The following is a 19,642-nucleotide window of genomic DNA, read 5'->3' on the forward strand; positions in this document are numbered from 1 at the left end:
TAAATCACTAATAGAGGCAGCAAAGATAAATAAAAAAAACACCTTATGGGTTTTCATTTCCTTCGTTTGGCATTTGCCAGTACTATGGCGCTCAAAATAATGACAACCCCAGCGATCTGGAGCCCCGAAACCTGTTCGTGGAGGAAGATGGTAGCGGCCAGCATCGCCACAGGAAGTTCCGCTGCGCTGATGATAGCGCCCAGGGCTACCCCCGTCTGGGGCATCCCTTTCGAAAAGAGGAAAGGCGGTAATACAGTACCGAACAGGGCCAAGGGAATGCCCCATATCCAGAGTCCTGAACCTATAAAGCGGCCGTTTATAAGGTAAGTTGGCGGAAAAAGCAGGGTGATTAAAATAAACGCCCCTGTTATGATCCAGGCGCTTTTTAAAACAGGGCTAAGCGAAGTTGCCGCCCTTCCGCTTACCACTATAAAAATGGTGTAGCAGAGTGCAGCAATAAAGCCAAATGCAATTCCCTTCCAGTTAAGGGCTGCAGGCGCTTCGTTAAAGATGCCCCCGGCCAGCATGGTGCCGGCAAGAATTAAGACTACAGCAATCCATTGTAATGAACCAGGTCGTTTTTTATAGATGATCCATTCAGCCAGCATGCTTAGCCAGGTAAATTGCATCAGCAGCACAATGGCTATACTGGCAGGGATATACTGTACGCTTTGATAATAAGTAATGCTTACAAGACCGGTAGAACTGCCCAGTAAGAAACAGGTGCGGACATCCGGGTTTTTAAGCCCTAGCACCGGCCGGCGGGAGAGAAGCTGTATTATCCACAGTGTGATCATTCCAAAGCCAGCCTGCAAACTGCATAATTCTCCTAATGTATATCCTTCATGGTATCCCGACTTCACGATAGTAGACAAGATCCCAAAACTACAGGCGCCTGCCAGCACCAGCAAAATCCCTTTCCACATGACTGTTTTTTTTCACGCAAAGAAGCGAAGTTAGCAAAGAGGCGTAAGAAATTTTTTTAAGGAGAATAAGGAAGCAAAGGGCGGAGATTATGCTATAGAACAATCGCCATTTCTTTCTTAATATCCATTTAAATTGCTTCTTTCGTTATTCGCTTCTTAAATAATCTTTCTTAATAACCCTTCTTAATAATCCCTTTGCTTTCTTATTCTCCTTAAAAAAATTTCTTACGCCTCTTTGCTAACTTCGCCCCTTTGCGTGAAACCCGCTTTTTCCACGTTAGGCAGCAATCCCGTAAGGATGCCGATCAATGGCAGGTATGCACATACTTCGTAAACATAATTGATACTGGTAGCATCCGCCAGTTTGCCCAGCAGGGCAGATCCTACACCCGCCATACCGAAGGCCAGCCCGAAGAACAGACCTGCGATCATACCTACTTTGCCCGGAACGAGTTCCTGCGCATAAACCAGGATAGCGCTGAAGGCAGACGACAATATAACGCCGATGAATACACTCAATACCGCTGTCCAGAACAGGTTGGCATGCGGAAGTAATAACGAGAACGGCGCAACGCCAAGAATGGATATCCAGATCACGTACTTGCGTCCTATACGGTCGCCAACCGGGCCGCCGATAAATGTTCCGGCAGCTACGGCAAACAGGAAGATGAACAGGTACACCTGTGCGCTCTGAACGGAAACATGGAATTTGTCGATCAGGTAGAAGGTATAGTAACTGGTCATACTTGCCATATAGAAATATTTGGAGAAGATCAGCACCAGCAATATGAACAACGAGAACACTACTTTACCTGTTGAAAAAGCAGGACCGGTTACTTCTGCTACTTTCTTAGGTTTGATACGATGGGTATTGCCCTGGTACCACTTACCGATATTGATCATAACAATAATAGCCAGCAAGGCGGCAACAGAAAACCAGATCACATTGAACTGGCCAAAAGGCACGATCACCATTGCGGCCAGCAACGGGCCCAGTGAGCTACCGGCGTTTCCGCCAACCTGGAACAGCGATTGAGCCATACCATGTTTTCCGCCCGATGCCATATGCGCAAGGCGTGAGGCCTCGGGATGGAAAATGGCCGAGCCCATTCCCACCAGGGTTACAGATACCAGGAGCATGGGAAATGTATGGGCAAAAGAAAGGCTGACAAGACCGATCAGGGAGAAGCCCATACCAATTGCAAGCGAAAATGCTTTTGGCTTTTTATCTGTATACAAGCCAACCAGCGGTTGAAGAATGGAGGCCGACATCTGGAAGGTAAGCGTAATCAAACCTACCTGTGTAAAATTCAGCTTCAACGAATCTTTCAGCACAGGATACATTGCAGGGATGAGCGACTGTAACATGTCGTTCAGGAAGTGGGTAAAGCTTAAGGCTAAAAGGATAGATAATACCGTTTGCCGGGCTGCCTGCTCAGCAACTGCTTTGGGCTCATCTGTTAACATTGTTGCCATTGTTGTAAGTTGAGATCAGATCATCTGATGTTTAAGGGTAAAAAAATTATTTAGAAAATTCACTGATCTTGGTTGCCCATACCAGCGCGCTTTTTGGATCTTTATCTACAATACTTTGAAGTAAAGCGTCGTGGCATTCCTGCGAGTCAATGAAGGTGTTCGTATCTGTGTACCTGACAAGGAACGAATTTTTAATATGCTCAGCCACCGTTTTGTACATGTCGCGCATGATCTCATTCTTCGCCGCTTCCGCAATGGCCAGGTGAAAGCTGATATCCGCCTGTATGCAGGGTTCCAGCTGGTTGGCCTTTGCATATTCAAACCGTTTCTTCAGGAAGTTCTTCATCCTTTCAATATCCTTGCTGCTCCTGTATATCGCGGCTTTCTCCGCTATCTTGGCTTCCAGCAGGTATCTTACTTCATTCAGGTCTGCAAAGTCGGCCCGCTGCAGGCGTTGCGATAACGCTTCTCCCGCCGGAACCTGTGATAATACAAATGTTCCCAATCCCTGCTGTACTTTCAGTAAACCACGGTGCGACAAAATCTTTACAGCTTCGCGGATAGTACTTCTCCCCACTACAAACTGCGCCATCAGCTCCGGCTCTGTAGGAAGCTGTTGTCCTACTTTATACTTGCCGCTGGTGATCAGCTCTTGTAAGCGGCCTGCCACTTCTTCGGCAAGGCTTAATCGTTTTAAAGGAGAATGTATGTTATTCATCATATCATCTGATGTTTGCAAAGGTAGATTTTTAATTGAGAAATTTTAATTTTTTTTATCTGCTGGAAAAAAAATAGTTGTTAAAACTCTTTATTTTGCCCACTTGCTTATCAACATCAACTGCTTTATGAGAAAATTGATCTTATCGCTGACCGTATTGGTCTCGATCCAAGCCTATGCGCAGGATGCTTTGAAATACCAGAGACCTCCACAAAGCATTTTGGAATTAGCTATGGCTGCTCCCTCACCATCAACCGATTTTAACGGGAAAGGAGATGTAATGCTGGTTATGGAACGCGCCAGTTACCCGTCGATCGACGAATTATCGCAACCCGAATACCGTTTGGCAGGTTTGAGGATTAACCCGGCCAACTTTGGGCCCAGCCGCGCTACCTACGTTACGGCGATCCGCATCAAACAGATTAAAACCGGTAAAGAATACCAGGTTAGCGGTTTGCCGGCCGATGCAAAGATCAGCAATATTACCTGGTCGCCTTCCCAGAAAGATATTGCCTTTACTGTAACCAACAACACTTCCATCACTTTATGGAAAGCAGATGTAGCTACAGGTAAAGCGGTTCAGGTCAGCGCCCGCAAACTGAACAGCATTGCAGGTCCCGTGTTTACCTGGATCGATGATAACCGTATCCTGGTTCTGGCGGTGCCATCGTCTTTAGGTCGCGCACCCGAAAAACCACTGGCAGCCGAAGGGCCTACCGTTCAGCAAACCTCCGGTAAAGCCGCTCCCGCCGCTACCTACCAGGATATGCTGAAAAACCCGTACGACGAGCTGCTGGTTGATTATTACTTCCAGTCAGAACCTGTGATCATCGCTAACAACCAGGAACAGGTGATAGGCAAACCGGCTATTTACACAAACATAAGCCCATCGCCCGATCTGCAGTATTTACTGGTATCCAGCATCCACAGGCCTTATTCTTACCTGGTGCCTTTGCAGCGTTTCCCTACAGAATTTGCTATCTGGAAACTGGATGGCGCCGAAGTAAAGAAGCTGGCCAGCAACCCGCTGGATGAGGTACGCCCGAAAGGCTTTGATGCTACCAGCAATTTCCCCCGCCGCTTCACCTGGCGGAACGATGTTCCGGCCACTATCACCTGGGTGCAGGCGTTAGATGGAGGCGATCCGAAAAAAGAAGTGCCTTACCGGGATGTAGTTAAAACACTGGCCGCGCCGTTCGACGGTACCCCCGTTGAACTGGTTAAAACTGTAGACAGGTTCGATAACCTGCTTTGGGGGAACGAACATTTTGCTCTGCTTACAGACGCCAATAGTTCAAAACAAAAGATACGCGTCAGCAAGCTCGATCCGTCAAATCCTTCACAGGCGCCGGTAACAATTATAGACAGGTCAGAGAACGACAGGTACAATGATCCCGGCACGCCGGTTACCATTAAAAATCAATACCACAGGTCTGTTGTTTACCTTTCGCCCAAGCAGGAATTGCTTATGACAGCGCCGGGCGCTTCCCCGGAAGGCGATCGCCCTTTTCTTTCCACTTTTAACACCAGCAACGGCAAACAGAAGATCCTCTGGCGTTCGCAGGCGCCGTACTTTGAACAGGTTGTGGATGTGATAGATCCCGCGAAACTGGTAATAGTAACAGCTAAAGAATCTGTAAGTACGCCTGTTAACTACTACCTGCAGGATATTAAAAAGAAAACTTCTGTTGCCTTAACTGCTTTCCCTCATCCTCAGCCCTTGCTGAAAGGAGTACAAAAGCAGTTGCTTAAATATAAACGTAAAGATGGGGTAGACCTTACAGCTATGCTCTATTTGCCGGAAGGATACGACCCCGCTAAAGACGGTCGTTTGCCTGTACTGATGTGGGCCTACCCGCGTGAGTATAAATCCGCCAGCGATGCGGCGCAGGTTCGGGGCTCCGCTTATAGGTTCACCAGGGTAAACTATGGTTCGCCGATTTTCTGGGTAACCCGTGGTTTTGCGGTAATGGATGCTACTGAAATGCCGATAGTGGGAGAGGGAGATAAAGAACCGAACGATACCTTCGTTGAGCAACTGGTTATGAATGCCGAAGCAGCAGTAAACAAGATCACTGAAATGGGCGTAGGCGACAAGGATCGTATCGCGGTAGGCGGTCACTCATACGGCGCCTTCATGACTGCAAACCTTTTAGCGCATACCAATTTGTTCAAAGCCGGGATCTCCCGTAGCGGCGCATATAACAGAACGCTTACTCCTTTCGGTTTCCAGAACGAGCAACGTACTTACTGGCAGGCGCCGGATGTGTATTATAAGATGTCGCCGTTCTCGTACGCCGATAAGCTGAAAGCGCCTATCCTGCTGATCCATGGGGAGGCTGATAACAATTCAGGCACTTTCCCTATCCAGAGCGAAAGGTTGTATAATGCCATTAAAGGAAATGGCGGAACTGCCAGGTTGGTGTTCCTGCCACAGGAAAGCCATGGCTATGCAGCTAAAGAAAGTGTATTGCACATGTTATGGGAAATGGATGAGTGGCTGATGAAATATGTGAAATAACATTTAAATAATTGGATTTGAGCTGGATATGATTTCCACGTCTATTCAGCTCAAATTCACCAAATAAGTAAAAAGTACCATTAAACCCCTCAATTCCACAATCCTGCTAACCCCAGCCTTTGTACCTTTGTTGCATCATGTCAAAGGCGTTGATTCCCACATATGATATATGCTCCCTGGCCTTAGGGAAACCGGCTTCGGAAGATCTGCTGGTCGCAAAGTTCGAGGAGTACCTGGAAGCGCATAAAGATATACGTTTTCCGCACCGGCACTCCTTCTATCACCTGGCGTTTTTTACTGACGGAGGAGGTACTCATACCATTGACTTCGAGCGTTTCCCGGTGAAAAAAGGACAATTATACTTCATGACGCCGGGGCAGGTGCATAGCTGGTTCTTCTCCGGCAAAATAACAGGCTATGTGATGAATGTATCAGCCGCTTTTTTCAATGCTTTCCTGAAAGACGATAACTATATAGAACGCTTCCCCTTTTTCAGCGGGGTTAGTGCAGAAGGAGTGGTACAGCTTCCGCAGGAGAAGATCCGAGGAATTGCTGATCTCTTCGAACGGATGTTGGAGGAAGTGAACAGGGGAACATTGTACAGCATTGACATGTTGCGGTTGCTGACACTGGAACTTTTTATCCAGGTAAGCAGGGCTACCAGCCAGGAAGGAGTGAAGCAGGAATTGCCGCATAACTACCTGTTGCTGCGGAATTTCAGGAAGCTGGTAGATCAGCACTACATGCAGTTGAAGCTCCCTAAAGAATATGCAGCTTTGCTGTATGTAACGCCTAACTACCTGAACGCCTTTTGCCGGCATATGCTGGGTAAATCGGCCGGCGAAATAATAAGAGACCGGGTGTTGCTGGAAGCGAAAAGATTATTGACCAATGCAGATATGAGCATAGCTTCTATTGCCTGGCAGCTCAACTTTGCAGACAACTCCTACTTTACCAAGTTTTTCAAAAAATATACAGGCATAACACCGGAAGAATTCCGGAAGAACCTGGCCTGACAAAATCTTAGTTTATGTGTGCAGATAAAAATCACGAAAAACCCAACTTGCTCAAAAGCATTTTGGGGAACAAATGCGCCCGTTGCCGTCGCGGATCTATCTATAAAACCAAAAATCCCTACCATCCGCTGAAGGAGTGTATGGAAATGCCCGAGAAGTGCCCTGTATGCGGCCAGCAGATTGAAGTAGAGATAGGCTTTTACTATGGAACAGGTTATGTGAGCTATGCTTTATCTGTAGCCTTGTGCGTGGCCAGCTTTATAGCCTGGTGGGTGTTCTTCGGTTTTTCACTCTACGATAACCGTATCTATTACTGGTTGATCGCGAATGCCATATTGCTGCTGGGTATGCAGCCCCTGCTGATGCGTTGGGCAAGAACCATCTGGATGGCTTTCTTTGTTTACTATGATAAAGACTGGCCGGATACAGCGGAGCAAAGAAGACAAAGCAATATCAGTATAGAACCGAATATTTAGAAGAAAGCAATCAGAGATTTCCCGCCCCGGGATTCTTATGTCCCTTTGCCCTTTTCGGCCCCTTTGCGTGCAAAACCGAACAATTTAACTGCTCCTGCTGTATTCTTTGGGTAAACCGCAGCTGCATGAGAAAAGCGCTGATCGTTCTGCTTTTGGGAGGATGCCTGTTGCCGATACTGTTAACCGCGCAAACGTCAGCTCCAAAAAAAGAGATCACGGATCAATGGCAATCCTGGATCTCGATGAACAGTACTTTCAGGTTAAGCAAACATTGGGGCGCTATAGCCGATATCCATATCCGGAGAACCGGCTTTATCTCCGATCCGAGTTTTTATTTCCTCAGGGGCGGCGGCAGTTATTGGGTGAGCGATAACCTTTCCTTTGTGGTCGGTTATGCACATATGTGGCTGGCGCCCTCCACACCCGGGGCAACGGCATGGGCAAACGAAAACCGGCTGTATGAGCAGATCGCTTATGCCACCGGCATAGGTAAGCTGAGTATATTAACCCGCTTCCGGGACGAACACCGGTGGCGGGAGATCATTACCAACGATAAAGCTACCGGAACGTTCAACTTTACCAACCGCCTCCGGTACCTGCTTAGTGTAGGTATTCCCGTTTCCTCCAACCAATGGGTGCCCCAGATAAGCATAGCCAACGAAGTAGCGGTACAATTCGGCCGCCCTGTTGTTAACAATACCTTCGACCAGATCCGGCTCTTTGCTGGTATCAGGCAGGGACTTGGCAATGGTTTTGCATTTGATTTCGGCTATATGCTCTTATATCAGCAAAAAGTATCAGGGTATCAATACGACAGGAACCACACCTTAAGGTTGTTCTTCTATTATGCCTTCGATAAATACAGTAAAGGAAAGAAAGCGGTACCGCTGATGTATGAAGACGAATAATTCCTTAAATTGTATTAAAACTATTTAGTCCCCATACCGAAGAGTCACTAACATCAATGCTCATACGATGATGTTTTTAAGCAGGCAGTTAACTTGGTCGGTTATTATCTCCTTATGCACTCTTATTATCTCTCCTGGTTTACAGGCGCAGGACAGTTTATATAACAACTTACCCAGGGAATGGTCCTTGCAGGATTGCTTCGATTATGCCATGAAAGCCAATATCCAGTTGAACAGTTTGCGGCTTTCCCGGTTAAGCAGTGAACAGGACCTGCTACTGTCGAAAGCTGCCAGGCAACCTAACCTGAATGCCACTTTCTCACAAAACCTGAATGGCGGTAAATCGATCAACGCCCTGGGCACAGGAGGCGCCACAGCAGTGGATTACCAGATCTACAGCTCCGGTAATTATGGCGCCAGCTCCAATGTAACGCTGTTCCAGGGAGGATACCTGAATTATGATATAAAACAGAAAAACCTTTCTTACCAGGTAGCAGGGCTTAATATCGCACAGCAGGTGAACGACCTTACGGTTTTGATCACCCAGGCCTACCTGAATATACTCCTGGCCCGTGAAAATATTGTTTACCTGAAAGACGTAGTGGCTACTTCAGAATCGCAGGTGAAGCAGGCCCAGGACCAATATAATGTTGGTTCTATTGCCCTCGTAGCCCTGGTACAGCTGCAGGCCCAACTGGCCAACGACCGGTACCTGCTCACCACCGGCCAAACACAGTACAGGCAATACAAATTAACGCTCAAACAGATCCTCCAGCTTCCCAGCAGCTACGATTTTAATATAGTCGAACCCGATACCCTGATCACCAATACCCATTTGAAAGCATTGCAGGAGGTGCAGGATTCGGCAATGGCTATACGTCCGGAGATCAAAAGCGGGGAGTTGGGCATAGAGATAGCTGAATTAGACCTCGCAAAAGCAAAAACAGGTTACCTGCCAACTTTAACGGCAGGAGCGTCTGTCGGCGCCAGCGCCTCAGGGGGCAATAAAAGCTATACTTACTTTAAACAACTGGATAATAATTTTTATCAGCAGATCGGGTTAACGCTCTCTGTTCCCATATTTACCAGGCGGGTAGTGAGAACCAATGTAGAAAAGGCTAAGATCAATATTGACCAGTCAAAGCTCGTGTTGCAGGACACAAAAACGACGCTGAACCAAACCATTGAACAAGCGTATATCAATGTATTAAATGCGCAGGCACAGTACGATGCGGCTGTTGAACAACTCAAATACGCTGAAGAAGGTTACCGTATCGGCGGCGAGCAACTGAAAATAGGAGCTACTAACCTGGTTAACTTCCTTCAGCAGAAAAACCTGTACATACAGGCGCTGCAATCTTACATACAAGCGAAATACAATACAGCGCTCAATATGAGAATATATGATTTTTACATGGGCATACCAGTAAAACTATAAACGCATTTGGTATGAGAAAGTACAAAGGAGTTATTATAACAGGCATTATAATCCTCGTTCTGGCGGCCATCTGGTTCTTCTTTATCAGGAAGAAAAAGGAACCCGTTCAGTTCGAAACAGCCCGCCCCGAATACGGAAATATAACCACTTCCGTTACCGCGACGGGCACTGTTCAGCCGGTAGATACGGTAGCAGTGGGTACGCAGGTTTCAGGTACGATCAAAAGCATATATGTAGACTTTAACAGCAGGGTAAAGAAAGGTCAGTTGCTGGCCGAGCTGGATAAAGATCTCTTCCAGGCGCAGGTAGACCAGTTAAGGGCTAACCTGCTGGTAGCGCAAACAAATCTTAGTTACCAGGAAAATAATTACGAACGTCAGAAAGCTTTATATAACACCGGCGCCATCAGCAAGGCGGATTATGATCTTGCCACCAACCAGATAGGGCAGGCCAGGGCCAATGTAGCCAGTGTGAATGCTCAATTGAAATCGGCATTGAAGAACTTTTCGTTCACCGAGATCTATTCGCCAACGGAGGGAGTTGTATTAAACAGGAATGTAAGCGTCGGACAAACAGTAGCAGCTAGTTTTAATACTCCAACCCTGTTCGTGATCGCGAAAGATATTACAAAAATGCAGGTAGAAGCGAGGATAGATGAAGCCGATATCGGGAACGTGAGGGATTCGCAGCGTGTAACCTTTACCGTTGATGCCTACCTGGAAGATGTGTTTGACGGGAAGGTACAGGAAATAAGATTGCAGCCATCCGTATCTGCAAACGTGGTAACCTATAATACCATCATCAACGCGCCTAACGACAATCTTAAACTTAAGCCCGGCATGACGGCCAATGTTACCATTTATACAGCCGAACATAACAATGCCTTGCTGATACCGGTGAAGGCGTTGAAGTTTATACCCGACTCTGTTGCCCTGAAGGATTTTGTGATCAAGCGCGCTGTGAGCAGGGGGCAACGAATGCCGAAAGACTCGGTGGCGAGAGATACCAGCAAACCTTTTAAAAGTACGCAACGCATTGGTACTTCCAACTATGTATGGGTCCTGAAAGGAGATAGCCTGATACAACGGCATATACGAACGGGGTTGAATGATAATACAAGGATAGAAGTGCTCAGGGGACTGGATCAGAACGATGTGGTAGTATTGGGAGTCAGTTCAGGAGGAGTACCTGTTGCGGGTGCAGGAAATAATAGTCCATTTATGCCCAGAATGGGGGGAGGGCGCAGGCGATGAGTGGAAAAAAGATATTGCAACTGGAAGATATCAGGCGTGAGTTCATAATGGGCTCCGAGGTGGTAAAAGCGTTGAGAGGCATCACTTTCGATGTTTATGAAGGAGAATTTGTGACCATTATGGGCAGCAGCGGATCGGGGAAAACCACGCTGCTGAATATTCTTGGTTGCCTCGACAAGCCTACGTCCGGCAATTACCTGTTGGACGGGGTAAGCGTGAGCAAGCTGTCGAGAAATGAGCTGGCGAGATTGAGGAACAGGAAGATAGGTTTCGTATTCCAGTCGTATAACCTGCTGCCGCGAACCTCGGCCCTGGAAAACGTGGAGTTGCCACTGTTCTATAATCCCGGTCTTTCCACTTCCGAAAGGAAACAGCGGGCTATGGCTGCTTTATCAGAAGTAAAGCTGCAGGGCAGGGAAGAGCATATGCCCAACCAGTTGTCGGGAGGGCAGCAACAGAGAGTGGCTATTGCCCGTGCATTGGTTAACCAGCCGGTGATGATACTGGCAGATGAGGCTACCGGGAACCTGGATTCACGGACTTCGTACGAGATCATGGCGTTGATGCAGGAGCTTAACCAGCAGGAAGGAAAAACGATCGTATTTGTAACACACGAACCAGATATCGCCTCTTTCAGCACCCGAACAGTAATGTTGAGAGATGGCCGGGTAGTTAAAGACACAAAAAATGAAAATGTGCGCTCGGCGAAAGAGGCCCTCGCTGCCTTGCCGCCGGCAGACGATTATTAACCGGGAATTATGAGCATACTGAGGTTCATCATGTTGGCATTAAGGGCATTGCAGCGGAATAAGCTGCGGGCCTTCCTTACCATGCTTGGTATCATCATCGGCGTGGCTGCGGTTATTGCCATGGTGGCGATCGGGCAGGGGTCTAAAGAAAGCATTCAAAGCCAGTTAAGCAGCATGGGATCGAATATGATAACCGTTCTTCCCAGCAGTAACGTGGCAGGAGGCGTAAGAATAGGCGGGGATAGTTACCAGTCGTTGACTATAGAAGATGTAAAAGCAATCCAGCAACAGGCGGAGTATGTAAGCGCCGTTTCCCCTGTTGCTTCAACAAGAGGACAGGCTATTTACGGAGCCCTGAACTGGCCTACCTCGTTGCAGGGGGTTGCACCTTCCTATTTCGATATCCGTAAACTGACCATACAGGATGGGGTAAGTTTTTCCGATGCAGATGTGGCTACCGCAGCAAAGGTTTGCGTCCTGGGACAAACAGTGATCAAGAATCTTTTCCCCAGCGGCGAAAGCCCTGTTGGTAAGGTGATCAGGCTGAATTCCATTCCGCTGCAGGTGATCGGCACATTGGTGCCAAAAGGGCAAAGCTCTTTCGGGCAGGACCAGGATGATATTATTCTTACTCCTTACACTACCGTACAGAAACGTATAACAGCTACCATTTACTTCCAGAGCATCTATGCTTCAGCGGTCAGTGAAGGCGCATCGGAAGCGGCAACTAACGAGATCACAGGCATCCTCAGAACAACGCACCGGTTAAGGCCTACAGATGAAAACAATTTCCAGGTAAGAACAATGGAAGAACTGATCAAAACATTAAGTTCTACTACCAGCCTGTTAACCATCCTTTTAACGGCTATTGCAGGTATTTCCCTGGTCATAGGGGGAATAGGGATAATGAATATCATGTATGTTTCTGTAAAGGAGCGGACAAAGGAGATCGGCTTACGCATGTCGATAGGCGCCAGGGGGTATGATATACTGATGCAATTTCTTGTAGAAGCAATTATTATCAGTGTTACCGGTGGGATAATCGGGGTGATATTAGGAGTTACATCAGCGAAGCTGATAACTGTATTACTTGGATGGCCAACCCTGGTATCAGAGTCCTCCATTGTATTATCGTTTTTGGTTTGTGCCTTTACGGGGGTATTTTTTGGGTATTATCCTGCTTTATCGGCTTCCCGCTTAGACCCGATTGAGGCGTTGCGTTATGAATAGCAGAAGCAGGGTACAGCGATTCCTGCATCTATCCATTGCTTAAACTCACTTTCTCTTTCGAACGGACGCATGTTCAGCGTGGCGCCTGTGCTATCCTGTATTTCTATGCCATCGGCATGGGATTCAACGAGGGTTTTGACAGCTATTTCCTGCTCGATGGAAGAAGCGCCGATAATGCGGTTGAATTCAAGAACGATGCTGTCGGAAGTATCGTTTGCATGTACTATGATTACAACGAACTCGAAATTGCCAAACTGCCGGAGGGCGGGAATGTGTTGGGCCTGTATCTTATAACAGGCGCCTGGTTGTAGTTCCATGATCGGTGTATTTAGGCTCTATGAATGTAAGGATTATCCGCTGAATTGTTTATAACTATAACGTATATACGTTTTTAGAAAGAATAAAAAATAGGCCGGCTATGATAGCCGGCCAACACCTGGTTGTTTTGTTTTAGTCTTTTTTCTTATCGTGGATCTGGCTTGGTTTCAGGTATACCTTTTTACCTTTTTCATCCACGATAAATTTGCGGTCTTTTTTATCTATATAAACCACTTCACCATTCGGTCCTTCTTTTCCTTTATAAATTTTATCTGTAACAGCGGAGGCACCTTTAACAGCGATAGAAGCGGTTTTATTACCTACTTTTTTAGCTGTACTGTCGATGCCTTGAGCAAAAGTGTTCTGGCTGCCAAGTGTAAATGCTAATCCAATTGCGGAGGCGATCAGTAATCCGGCAATCTGTTTTGGAGTTCTCATAATTGTATTCATTTTGATGTTAAATAAATATTTACAATTGCCTGTAAGTATCCAACAATAATGCCATCCCAGCTGTTAGTTATAGGTCAGCCTGTTACAAATGGGTTAAAACGGTAAATTGTGGGCAGGGGAACCCGGGAAAAATCCCGGCTGAGTTCATTGCTTTTTTTCGTATATTCATTTGCGATAATCCTATGCCATGAAATCTTCGAATAAAGGTCTGTATCTATCTGTTCCTACACCTTGATTTCTCCCGCCATGTCTGATATTGAAGTGCTTGCTGTTTTGAAAAACAGCAGGGGAGAGCTTTGCGGGCGTTTCAACAACACCCGGCTGAACAGGTTACTGACAGAGCCTGCCAACAGGCATAGCAGGTTGTTGCCGGTAGCTGTAGCATCGGCTATTATGGCTATTACCTTTACTGAATCAACTGCCCAGGTGAGGAAACTTGAACAGGTGGCGATGGCGCAATTCCCTGCAAAAGATTCATCCCAGGTTCAATGTCAGCTTCCGGAAGTAGTTGTACACGATAGTGAAATTCCGCCCAGGAGCTTTACTGTAGGAAGTTTAGCTGTTGTAAAGGTAGAAAAGTCAGGATTCGACCCAATGTATTACTCAGGAAAGTCCGTAAAGGCAAGGAAGAAAAAGCCTTAATCGTTGTAATTCAGGAAGGTATCCTTATGAACGATACCCCATTTCTTTACAAAAATATAATCTCCTTTTTCGAGAGCATTCAGGTAATCCTTTATCCATTCTTCAAATGAAGGGGCTACAATAGCACGGTGGGGGTCATCATGCCAAAGGGTAATGATCTGTCCTGATTTTCCTTCTGGTGCGGGGTCCAGGTCTATACATAAGTGGTTGCCAAAGCCGTCGCCGGTAATTGGGATCCAAAGTGGGTTCCACCAGTCATTTTTGATGCCAGTGTCGGGGGCCGATAAAATAGGCTCATCGTTGTAGGTAAATGTATCACTGTCTGCCAGGTCTTTCCAATGGTGCCACTGCGTTGTAATATCAGCGATACTCAGTAATTGATCTGCATCAACCAATCCGGTTCTGGCTTTAACCTGGCCATTATGAATGGCATAAAAGGCTTTGAAAGATTTAGGTAAAGTTGCGCCAATCAGCTTTTCCAGTGATGCTACCGCTTCAAATGATGCACCGGGTTGAAGTATGCTTAGTAGCCCGGGGGCATACTGTTTCATCCAGTTCTCCCATCTGATCCAGTATTCTTGCATATGGTTCGAAATTTTGCGAGCATAAAGATTGTGAAAATTTATCAATAAATTTAACCCTGACCCCATCTGTTTTTTATATGTTAATTATCAATATTTTTGTATCCGGTTGATAGCACATTACGTTATTACAAAATAAATTAATCCATTATGGCACAGTTACCTAAGTTCATGATCGCAGACGACCCGGTTACTGACCCGGAAAACGAGTATATTTTTCATACTGAAAAACCTCGTTTTTTTGCGAAAAGAGTAGAGGATGACGAAGAAAACGCGCATATCGATATCGTTTATGAACTCGATAGCGTGGACGAATTCTTCAAAAACTCCCCTGATAAAAAAATAGAACTCCTCGAAGAACTGGGCGACTGGTACTATTCCTACCTCGACTGGTTGGAAGATGATGGAGAAGAGGAAGACGATGAATTCTAAAAATATCGCCTCTGAAAAGGTCCGCTCTACTTTGGTAAGCGGACCTTTTTTTGTTTATTTACTTTATCTTTCACGCACCTGAATCACGATACCAATGAACTATAACATTGCTTATTTATTGTTAAGACTGGGAGTAGGACTGAGTTTTTTTGGCCATGGCCTGGTCAGGCTTCCCAAACTGAGCGGCTTTAGTGCCTGGATGCTGAAAAGTTTTGAGCATTCAATGCTGCCTGCCTCTCTGGTTGCGCCGTTTAGCTATGCATTGCCAATCGCCGAATTCATAATAGGGCTGCTGCTCATCCTCGGCCTATTCACCCGCCTTTCGTTAATAGCCGGCTGTATAGTAACGCTGGCGCTCATCTTTGGTACAACCATGATAGAGAATTGGGATGCGCTGCCGTCTCAGTTTATCCATCTTGGTTTGTTGGAGGTATTGCTGATATTTATCCAGTATAATGCCTGGGCGGTAGATAAGATGAGGAAATAAGAGGCCTGTTATCGATCTTGGCAGGCATCTTCTTAATGCTATCTTATTCTTTCAATTCTATACACTATGAAAAGAAGTCTGTTAACTTTACCATTGTTATTTGCCTCTTTGAGCCTTTTTTCCCAAACATTGCAAACCGTCACTGATTCAGGGAATACGACATCTAATATGCAACTGATCACCGGTTCTGCAAAAACTCCAACCGTAGGCAAAGGTCTTGGGCTGACCTTTTGGAATAATAGCAGTTACCTTGTCAGTCGCGACTATGCAACCAATGCCGATATGCCAATGGTTTTCCAGGGCAGTTCTTTCCTTATGAATCTTACCCAGCCATTTTTTATAAGGAATAATGCTGGTACTACAGCAAGGGGAGGAGGGTTCATATTTGACGAAACCGGCGGCGGAAGAAGCACCCTGGTGCTTGATGCCAACGGCGGCGACGGAATAGGGCTGGACTATTCCATGCTTACCCATTTTCCCGGGCAGGGCGGTTTGACAATCGCAAACATGAATGCTGCACCAATGTCGTTCCTGACCAACGGAACAAAACGTATGACTATTGACGGAACTACGGGGTATGTAGGCATCGGTACCGCGAATCCTTCTGCTTTGCTCTCTGTCAATGGCGAAATCAGAACAAAAAAAGTAAGGGTTACCCTTAACGCTTCAGATTGGCCTGATTATGTATTTATGGATGCCTACCAACTGCCGTCGTTACAGGAACTTGAACAGTATGTAGAGAGGCACAGGCATTTACCAGGCGTTCCATCAGCCGATGTTATTGCCAGCGAGGGATTGGAGTTGGGAGATATGCAGAAGCTGCAAATGCAGAAAATTGAGGAATTAACTTTATATATTATTCAACAAAATAAGCGCATCGAAGCATTGGAAGCCAGGTTGGCTGCAGTGGACGGCCAATAGCCGCCCCAACATCACCCTATAAACGAAAATCGGCTAATCCTGTTCAACCAGGTTTAGCCGATTTTTTATTCTGTAGCCTCAACAGGGATCGAACCTGTATCTAAAGTTTAGGAAACTTCTATTCTATCCATTGAACTATGAGGCCATTCCATCTTTTACCCCAATCCAGGATTGGGATGCAAAAGTAAGGCATTTAAATTAAAATTTAAACACTTTTTACTCCTGATCCCGAATAAAGGCTTTCAATCTCCTCATTGTACTTCTGCATGATCGCTTTCCGCTTCACTTTCAGGGTGGGGGTCAGTTCGCCCGCATCCACCGTCCATTCATGCGGTAAAAGCACAAATTTCTTGATCTGTTCAATGTGACTAAAAAACTGGTTATACTTGTCCAGCGCCTGTTTGTAGAGGTCTATCACCCGCTCGTTCTTAACCAGTTCCTCGTTTGAGGCGGCGTTTATGCCATTTTTCGCGGCCCATTTTTTCAGGTTGGCGAAAGATGGTACTATCAAAGCTCCTGTAAATTTGCGGTCTTCGCCCACCACCATGATCTGCTCGATGTATGGAGATTCCTTGAATTTATTTTCAATCGGCTGAGGCGCCACGAATTTACCGCCGGAGGTTTTGAAGAGCTCTTTTTTACGGTCCGTTATTTTCAGGAATTTATTATCGATGATCACCCCGATATCGCCTGTATGAAACCAGCCATCCGTAATGGCATCGGCAGTCAGGTCGGGGCGTTTGTAATACCCGATAGTGATATTAGGTCCCTTGCACAGTATCTCCCCGTCTTCGGCGATCTTTACTTCTACGCCGCTGATCACTGGTCCCACGGTTCCGAACATCCTGTCTTTAATATCATAACGGTTTACGCTGATCACAGGCGATGTTTCCGTAAGCCCGTATCCTTCCATGATCGGTATCCCTCCCGCTGTGAAGATCTTTAAAAGACGAACCTGGCAGGCGGCGGCTCCGTTGACAATGGCCTGAATATTGCCTCCCAGTGCGGCTCTCCATTTGCTGAAAATAAGCTTATTGGCCAGCTTCAGCTGCAGGTTATACCAGAAACCCTGGTTGGTGTTGATCTCGTACCTTTTGCCTATATCTACTGCCCAGAAGAAAAGAGCTCTTTTGATCCCTTTCAGCTCCAGTCCTGTGGCCATGATCTTTTCATATACTTTTTCCAGCAGCCGTGGTACGGTAGTGAAAATAGTAGGCTTCACCTCTTTCAGGTTATCGGCTATCGTGTCCATCGATTCTGCATAATAGATAGGCACGCCGTTAGCCAGGTACAGGTAGGTGACCATTCGTTCAAAAATATGGTTCAAGGGCAGGAAGCTAAGGGCTTTCGCGTCTTTATTCACAGGGAGATAAGGCCCGCAGGCAATTACGTTGCTAACGATGTTATGGTGGGTCAGCATTACGCCTTTTGGCGTGCCCGTTGTTCCGGAAGTATAGATGATGGTTACCAGTTCTTCCGGCGAAATATTTTTCTTAATCTCCTCTATTTTCCCGAAATCCGTTGTATCTCCCATCTCCAGTACCTCTTTCCAGTTCCGGGCGCCTTCTACCTGGTCGAATGTGAAGATTTCCCGGATGGTAGGGAATTTATCTCTTAACGCCGTTACCTTATCCAGCAACTCTTTATTGCTTACAAATAAGATCCTGGCTTCCGCGTCATTCAGTACATATGCCAGTTCATGCTCACTGATAGTAGGGTAAATAGGGGTCAGCACTGCTCCCAGCTGCTGTACAGCCAGATCGGTTATCATCCACTCAGGGCGGTTGGCTGAAATGATAGCAATCTTGTCTTTGTTCTCATTTTCCTTTACGCCCGCACGGATCCCCAATTTGAGCAAACCAGAACTAAGACGGAGCGTCAAATCACCCACTTCTTTTGTACTATACTTCCTGTACACGCCATTCTCTTTACCTGCCAGCATATCATCTTTCGGAAAGTGGGCAAGCTGGTAAGCGATCACGTCAAACAGTCTTTGTGGTTGGTCATTCATGCTGCTGTAGATTTTTGTTTTGGCCTGGATATTACAGGATAATATGAGCTATAATGCTTTTTTCAGATTGTTGCGGTGCGGGGCATTAAAGTTCTGGTAAGCTAATGCAACACCCCAGCCTAAAGACGGCCATAGGGGCCAGGGAATACCATTCGTGTGCACGCTGTCTGTAAGAAACCATAGAAGCCACATTCCCATATTAACAACCAGGTATATAATAAGATGAGATTTGAATCCGGCTTCTGACTTGGCTGATCGCCAATGCTGATCATCATCTCTTTCTTTATTTATGTCCATCAAACTCAGATTTTCACTCCAACGGTGGTTGTCCTAATTTAAAGTTTTTTATTGGCTTTATAGTAAAAAAAAATGTCAAAAATGAAGGATCATCGCACTGCTTTCAGACGGAATGAAATGTTGACTTGCGAGTTAATGAGTTTGTCCTGCAGCGACTTGTCGGCCCTGTAGGTAATGCCCCATTTGGTTCTGTCGATATTGAAGTTAGCGGTAGTAGTAACTCCATGGTTATCAATAGCAATGTGCGCCGGGAAAGTGATGTTTTTAACTACGCCCCTCAGGGTGAAATTACCTTTTACGATATGAGTGGCATGGGCTAAAGTTACTTCCCCGTCCCTGGCGGGTTCGTAGGGTGTTATTTCAGTGATCTCGAAGGTAGCGGTAGGGAAATGCTGAACATCAAAAAATTGCGGGCCTTTCAGTTCTGTTTCCAGTTTGTTCTTCATAGCGGTATCCGCTGCCAGATCCAGGTTCTGCAGGGTAAGCATGTTAATGGTGATGTTGCCGCCTGTTACAGTGCTGTCTTTTACATAAATGGCCCCACCAGCCAGTTTGATAGAGCCGTGATGCTTCCCGGTTGGCTTGGTTCCTATCCATTCTACCAGGCTGTTGGCAGTATCTGGAATATATGCCTGACCGGTACCGGCTTGCACGGTTTGCGCGGTAGTGATACTGGCTTTATCGGCTTTGGGAGCCTGTTCGCAGGCTACAAAAGCAAATAAGGTGAGCGTAATGAGCAACTGTTTCATATTCGTCGGTCTTTAAAGAGCAGGCGCTGTATGCACCTGCCCT

At 46.3% G+C, this 19,642-nt stretch carries 21 protein-coding genes and 1 tRNA gene; 12 read left to right on the forward strand and 10 right to left on the reverse strand.

Features of this window, described 5'->3' with window-relative positions; genetic code table 11:
• Positions 1-53 precede the first annotated feature (53 nt).
• The 3 genes from BLV62_RS02880 to BLV62_RS02890 form a co-directional block, all read right to left on the reverse strand.
• Entirely contained in the window at positions 54-926 is an 873-nt protein-coding gene (locus BLV62_RS02880) for an EamA family transporter (RefSeq protein ID WP_089758518.1), read from the reverse strand.
• 225 nt (positions 927-1,151) lie between these two features.
• Positions 1,152-2,402 (reverse strand): MFS transporter, encoded by a 1,251-nt coding sequence (locus BLV62_RS02885; protein ID WP_089758521.1) that lies wholly within the window; start codon positions 2,400-2,402, stop codon positions 1,152-1,154.
• Positions 2,403-2,448: 46 nt separating this feature from the next.
• Positions 2,449-3,123: a FadR/GntR family transcriptional regulator gene (locus BLV62_RS02890; protein WP_225889551.1), complete on the reverse strand. Its 675-nt coding sequence runs from the start codon at positions 3,121-3,123 to the stop codon at positions 2,449-2,451.
• Positions 3,124-3,247: 124 nt separating this feature from the next.
• Between BLV62_RS02890 and BLV62_RS02895 the strand changes: the two genes are divergently transcribed.
• The 8 genes from BLV62_RS02895 to BLV62_RS02930 all read left to right on the forward strand — a co-directional run bounded on the left by BLV62_RS02895 (position 3,248) and on the right by BLV62_RS02930 (position 12,711).
• On the forward strand, positions 3,248-5,641 hold the full coding sequence (locus BLV62_RS02895; protein ID WP_089758523.1) for a S9 family peptidase: 2,394 nt from the start codon (positions 3,248-3,250) through the stop codon (positions 5,639-5,641).
• A gap of 137 nt (positions 5,642-5,778) precedes the next feature.
• On the forward strand, positions 5,779-6,657 hold the full coding sequence (locus BLV62_RS02900; protein WP_089758525.1) for a helix-turn-helix domain-containing protein: 879 nt from the start codon (positions 5,779-5,781) through the stop codon (positions 6,655-6,657).
• 14 nt (positions 6,658-6,671) lie between these two features.
• Complete coding sequence (locus BLV62_RS02905) at positions 6,672-7,133, forward strand: DUF983 domain-containing protein (RefSeq protein ID WP_089758527.1); 462 nt, start codon at positions 6,672-6,674, stop codon at positions 7,131-7,133.
• Between the two features lie 125 nt (positions 7,134-7,258).
• Positions 7,259-8,041: a DUF2490 domain-containing protein gene (locus BLV62_RS02910; RefSeq protein ID WP_089758529.1), complete on the forward strand. Its 783-nt coding sequence runs from the start codon at positions 7,259-7,261 to the stop codon at positions 8,039-8,041.
• A 67-nt stretch (positions 8,042-8,108) separates the two neighbouring features.
• Positions 8,109-9,479: a TolC family protein gene (locus BLV62_RS02915; protein ID WP_211117699.1), complete on the forward strand. Its 1,371-nt coding sequence runs from the start codon at positions 8,109-8,111 to the stop codon at positions 9,477-9,479.
• A gap of 11 nt (positions 9,480-9,490) precedes the next feature.
• On the forward strand, positions 9,491-10,732 hold the full coding sequence (locus BLV62_RS02920) for an efflux RND transporter periplasmic adaptor subunit (RefSeq protein ID WP_089758533.1): 1,242 nt from the start codon (positions 9,491-9,493) through the stop codon (positions 10,730-10,732).
• Positions 10,729-11,481: an ABC transporter ATP-binding protein gene (locus BLV62_RS02925; protein ID WP_089758536.1), complete on the forward strand. Its 753-nt coding sequence runs from the start codon at positions 10,729-10,731 to the stop codon at positions 11,479-11,481. Before BLV62_RS02920 ends, BLV62_RS02925 begins: the two co-directional genes overlap by 4 nt.
• Positions 11,482-11,490: 9 nt before the next feature.
• On the forward strand, positions 11,491-12,711 hold the full coding sequence (locus BLV62_RS02930; RefSeq protein ID WP_089758538.1) for an ABC transporter permease: 1,221 nt from the start codon (positions 11,491-11,493) through the stop codon (positions 12,709-12,711).
• On the opposite strand, the gene BLV62_RS28045 is transcribed toward BLV62_RS02930, so the two are convergent.
• Both BLV62_RS28045 and BLV62_RS02940 read right to left on the reverse strand, forming a co-directional pair.
• The gene (locus tag BLV62_RS28045; protein ID WP_139169891.1) at positions 12,702-13,028 is read right to left on the reverse strand and encodes a hypothetical protein; all 327 of its coding nucleotides are present in this window, start codon (positions 13,026-13,028) and stop codon (positions 12,702-12,704) included. The genes BLV62_RS02930 and BLV62_RS28045 overlap by 10 nt on opposite strands.
• A gap of 133 nt (positions 13,029-13,161) precedes the next feature.
• On the reverse strand, positions 13,162-13,467 hold the full coding sequence (locus BLV62_RS02940; protein WP_139169893.1) for a hypothetical protein: 306 nt from the start codon (positions 13,465-13,467) through the stop codon (positions 13,162-13,164).
• 258 nt (positions 13,468-13,725) lie between these two features.
• On the opposite strand from BLV62_RS02940, the gene BLV62_RS02945 reads away from it, so the two are divergent.
• Positions 13,726-14,121: a hypothetical protein gene (locus tag BLV62_RS02945; RefSeq protein WP_089758544.1), complete on the forward strand. Its 396-nt coding sequence runs from the start codon at positions 13,726-13,728 to the stop codon at positions 14,119-14,121.
• Here BLV62_RS02945 and BLV62_RS02950 read toward each other — a convergent pair.
• Positions 14,118-14,705 (reverse strand): SMI1/KNR4 family protein, encoded by a 588-nt coding sequence (locus BLV62_RS02950; RefSeq protein WP_168927788.1) that lies wholly within the window; start codon positions 14,703-14,705, stop codon positions 14,118-14,120. The genes BLV62_RS02945 and BLV62_RS02950 overlap by 4 nt on opposite strands.
• Positions 14,706-14,852: 147 nt before the next feature.
• On the opposite strand from BLV62_RS02950, the gene BLV62_RS02955 reads away from it, so the two are divergent.
• From BLV62_RS02955 to BLV62_RS02965, 3 genes are all read left to right on the forward strand, one after another.
• Entirely contained in the window at positions 14,853-15,134 is a 282-nt protein-coding gene (locus BLV62_RS02955; protein WP_089758548.1) for a hypothetical protein, read from the forward strand.
• 94 nt (positions 15,135-15,228) lie between these two features.
• Positions 15,229-15,621, forward strand: coding sequence for a DoxX family membrane protein (locus BLV62_RS02960; protein WP_089758550.1), 393 nt, complete (start codon positions 15,229-15,231; stop codon positions 15,619-15,621).
• 66 nt (positions 15,622-15,687) lie between these two features.
• Positions 15,688-16,542, forward strand: coding sequence for a hypothetical protein (locus BLV62_RS02965; RefSeq protein WP_139169895.1), 855 nt, complete (start codon positions 15,688-15,690; stop codon positions 16,540-16,542).
• Positions 16,543-16,615: 73 nt separating this feature from the next.
• Here BLV62_RS02965 and BLV62_RS02970 read toward each other — a convergent pair.
• From BLV62_RS02970 to BLV62_RS02985, 4 genes are all read right to left on the reverse strand, one after another.
• Positions 16,616-16,687 (reverse strand) — tRNA-Arg (locus BLV62_RS02970).
• Positions 16,688-16,747: 60 nt separating this feature from the next.
• Positions 16,748-18,553, reverse strand: a complete 1,806-nt coding sequence (locus BLV62_RS02975) for an AMP-dependent synthetase/ligase (RefSeq protein WP_089758553.1) — start codon at positions 18,551-18,553, stop codon at positions 16,748-16,750.
• Between the two features lie 48 nt (positions 18,554-18,601).
• Complete coding sequence (locus tag BLV62_RS02980; protein ID WP_089758554.1) at positions 18,602-18,850, reverse strand: 2TM domain-containing protein; 249 nt, start codon at positions 18,848-18,850, stop codon at positions 18,602-18,604.
• 89 nt (positions 18,851-18,939) lie between these two features.
• The gene (locus BLV62_RS02985) at positions 18,940-19,599 is read right to left on the reverse strand and encodes a YceI family protein (protein WP_089758557.1); all 660 of its coding nucleotides are present in this window, start codon (positions 19,597-19,599) and stop codon (positions 18,940-18,942) included.
• Positions 19,600-19,642 lie beyond the last annotated feature (43 nt).

The sequence above is a fragment of the Chitinophaga terrae (ex Kim and Jung 2007) genome, assembly GCF_900107795.1.
GTDB lineage: Bacteria > Bacteroidota > Bacteroidia > Chitinophagales > Chitinophagaceae > Chitinophaga > Chitinophaga terrae.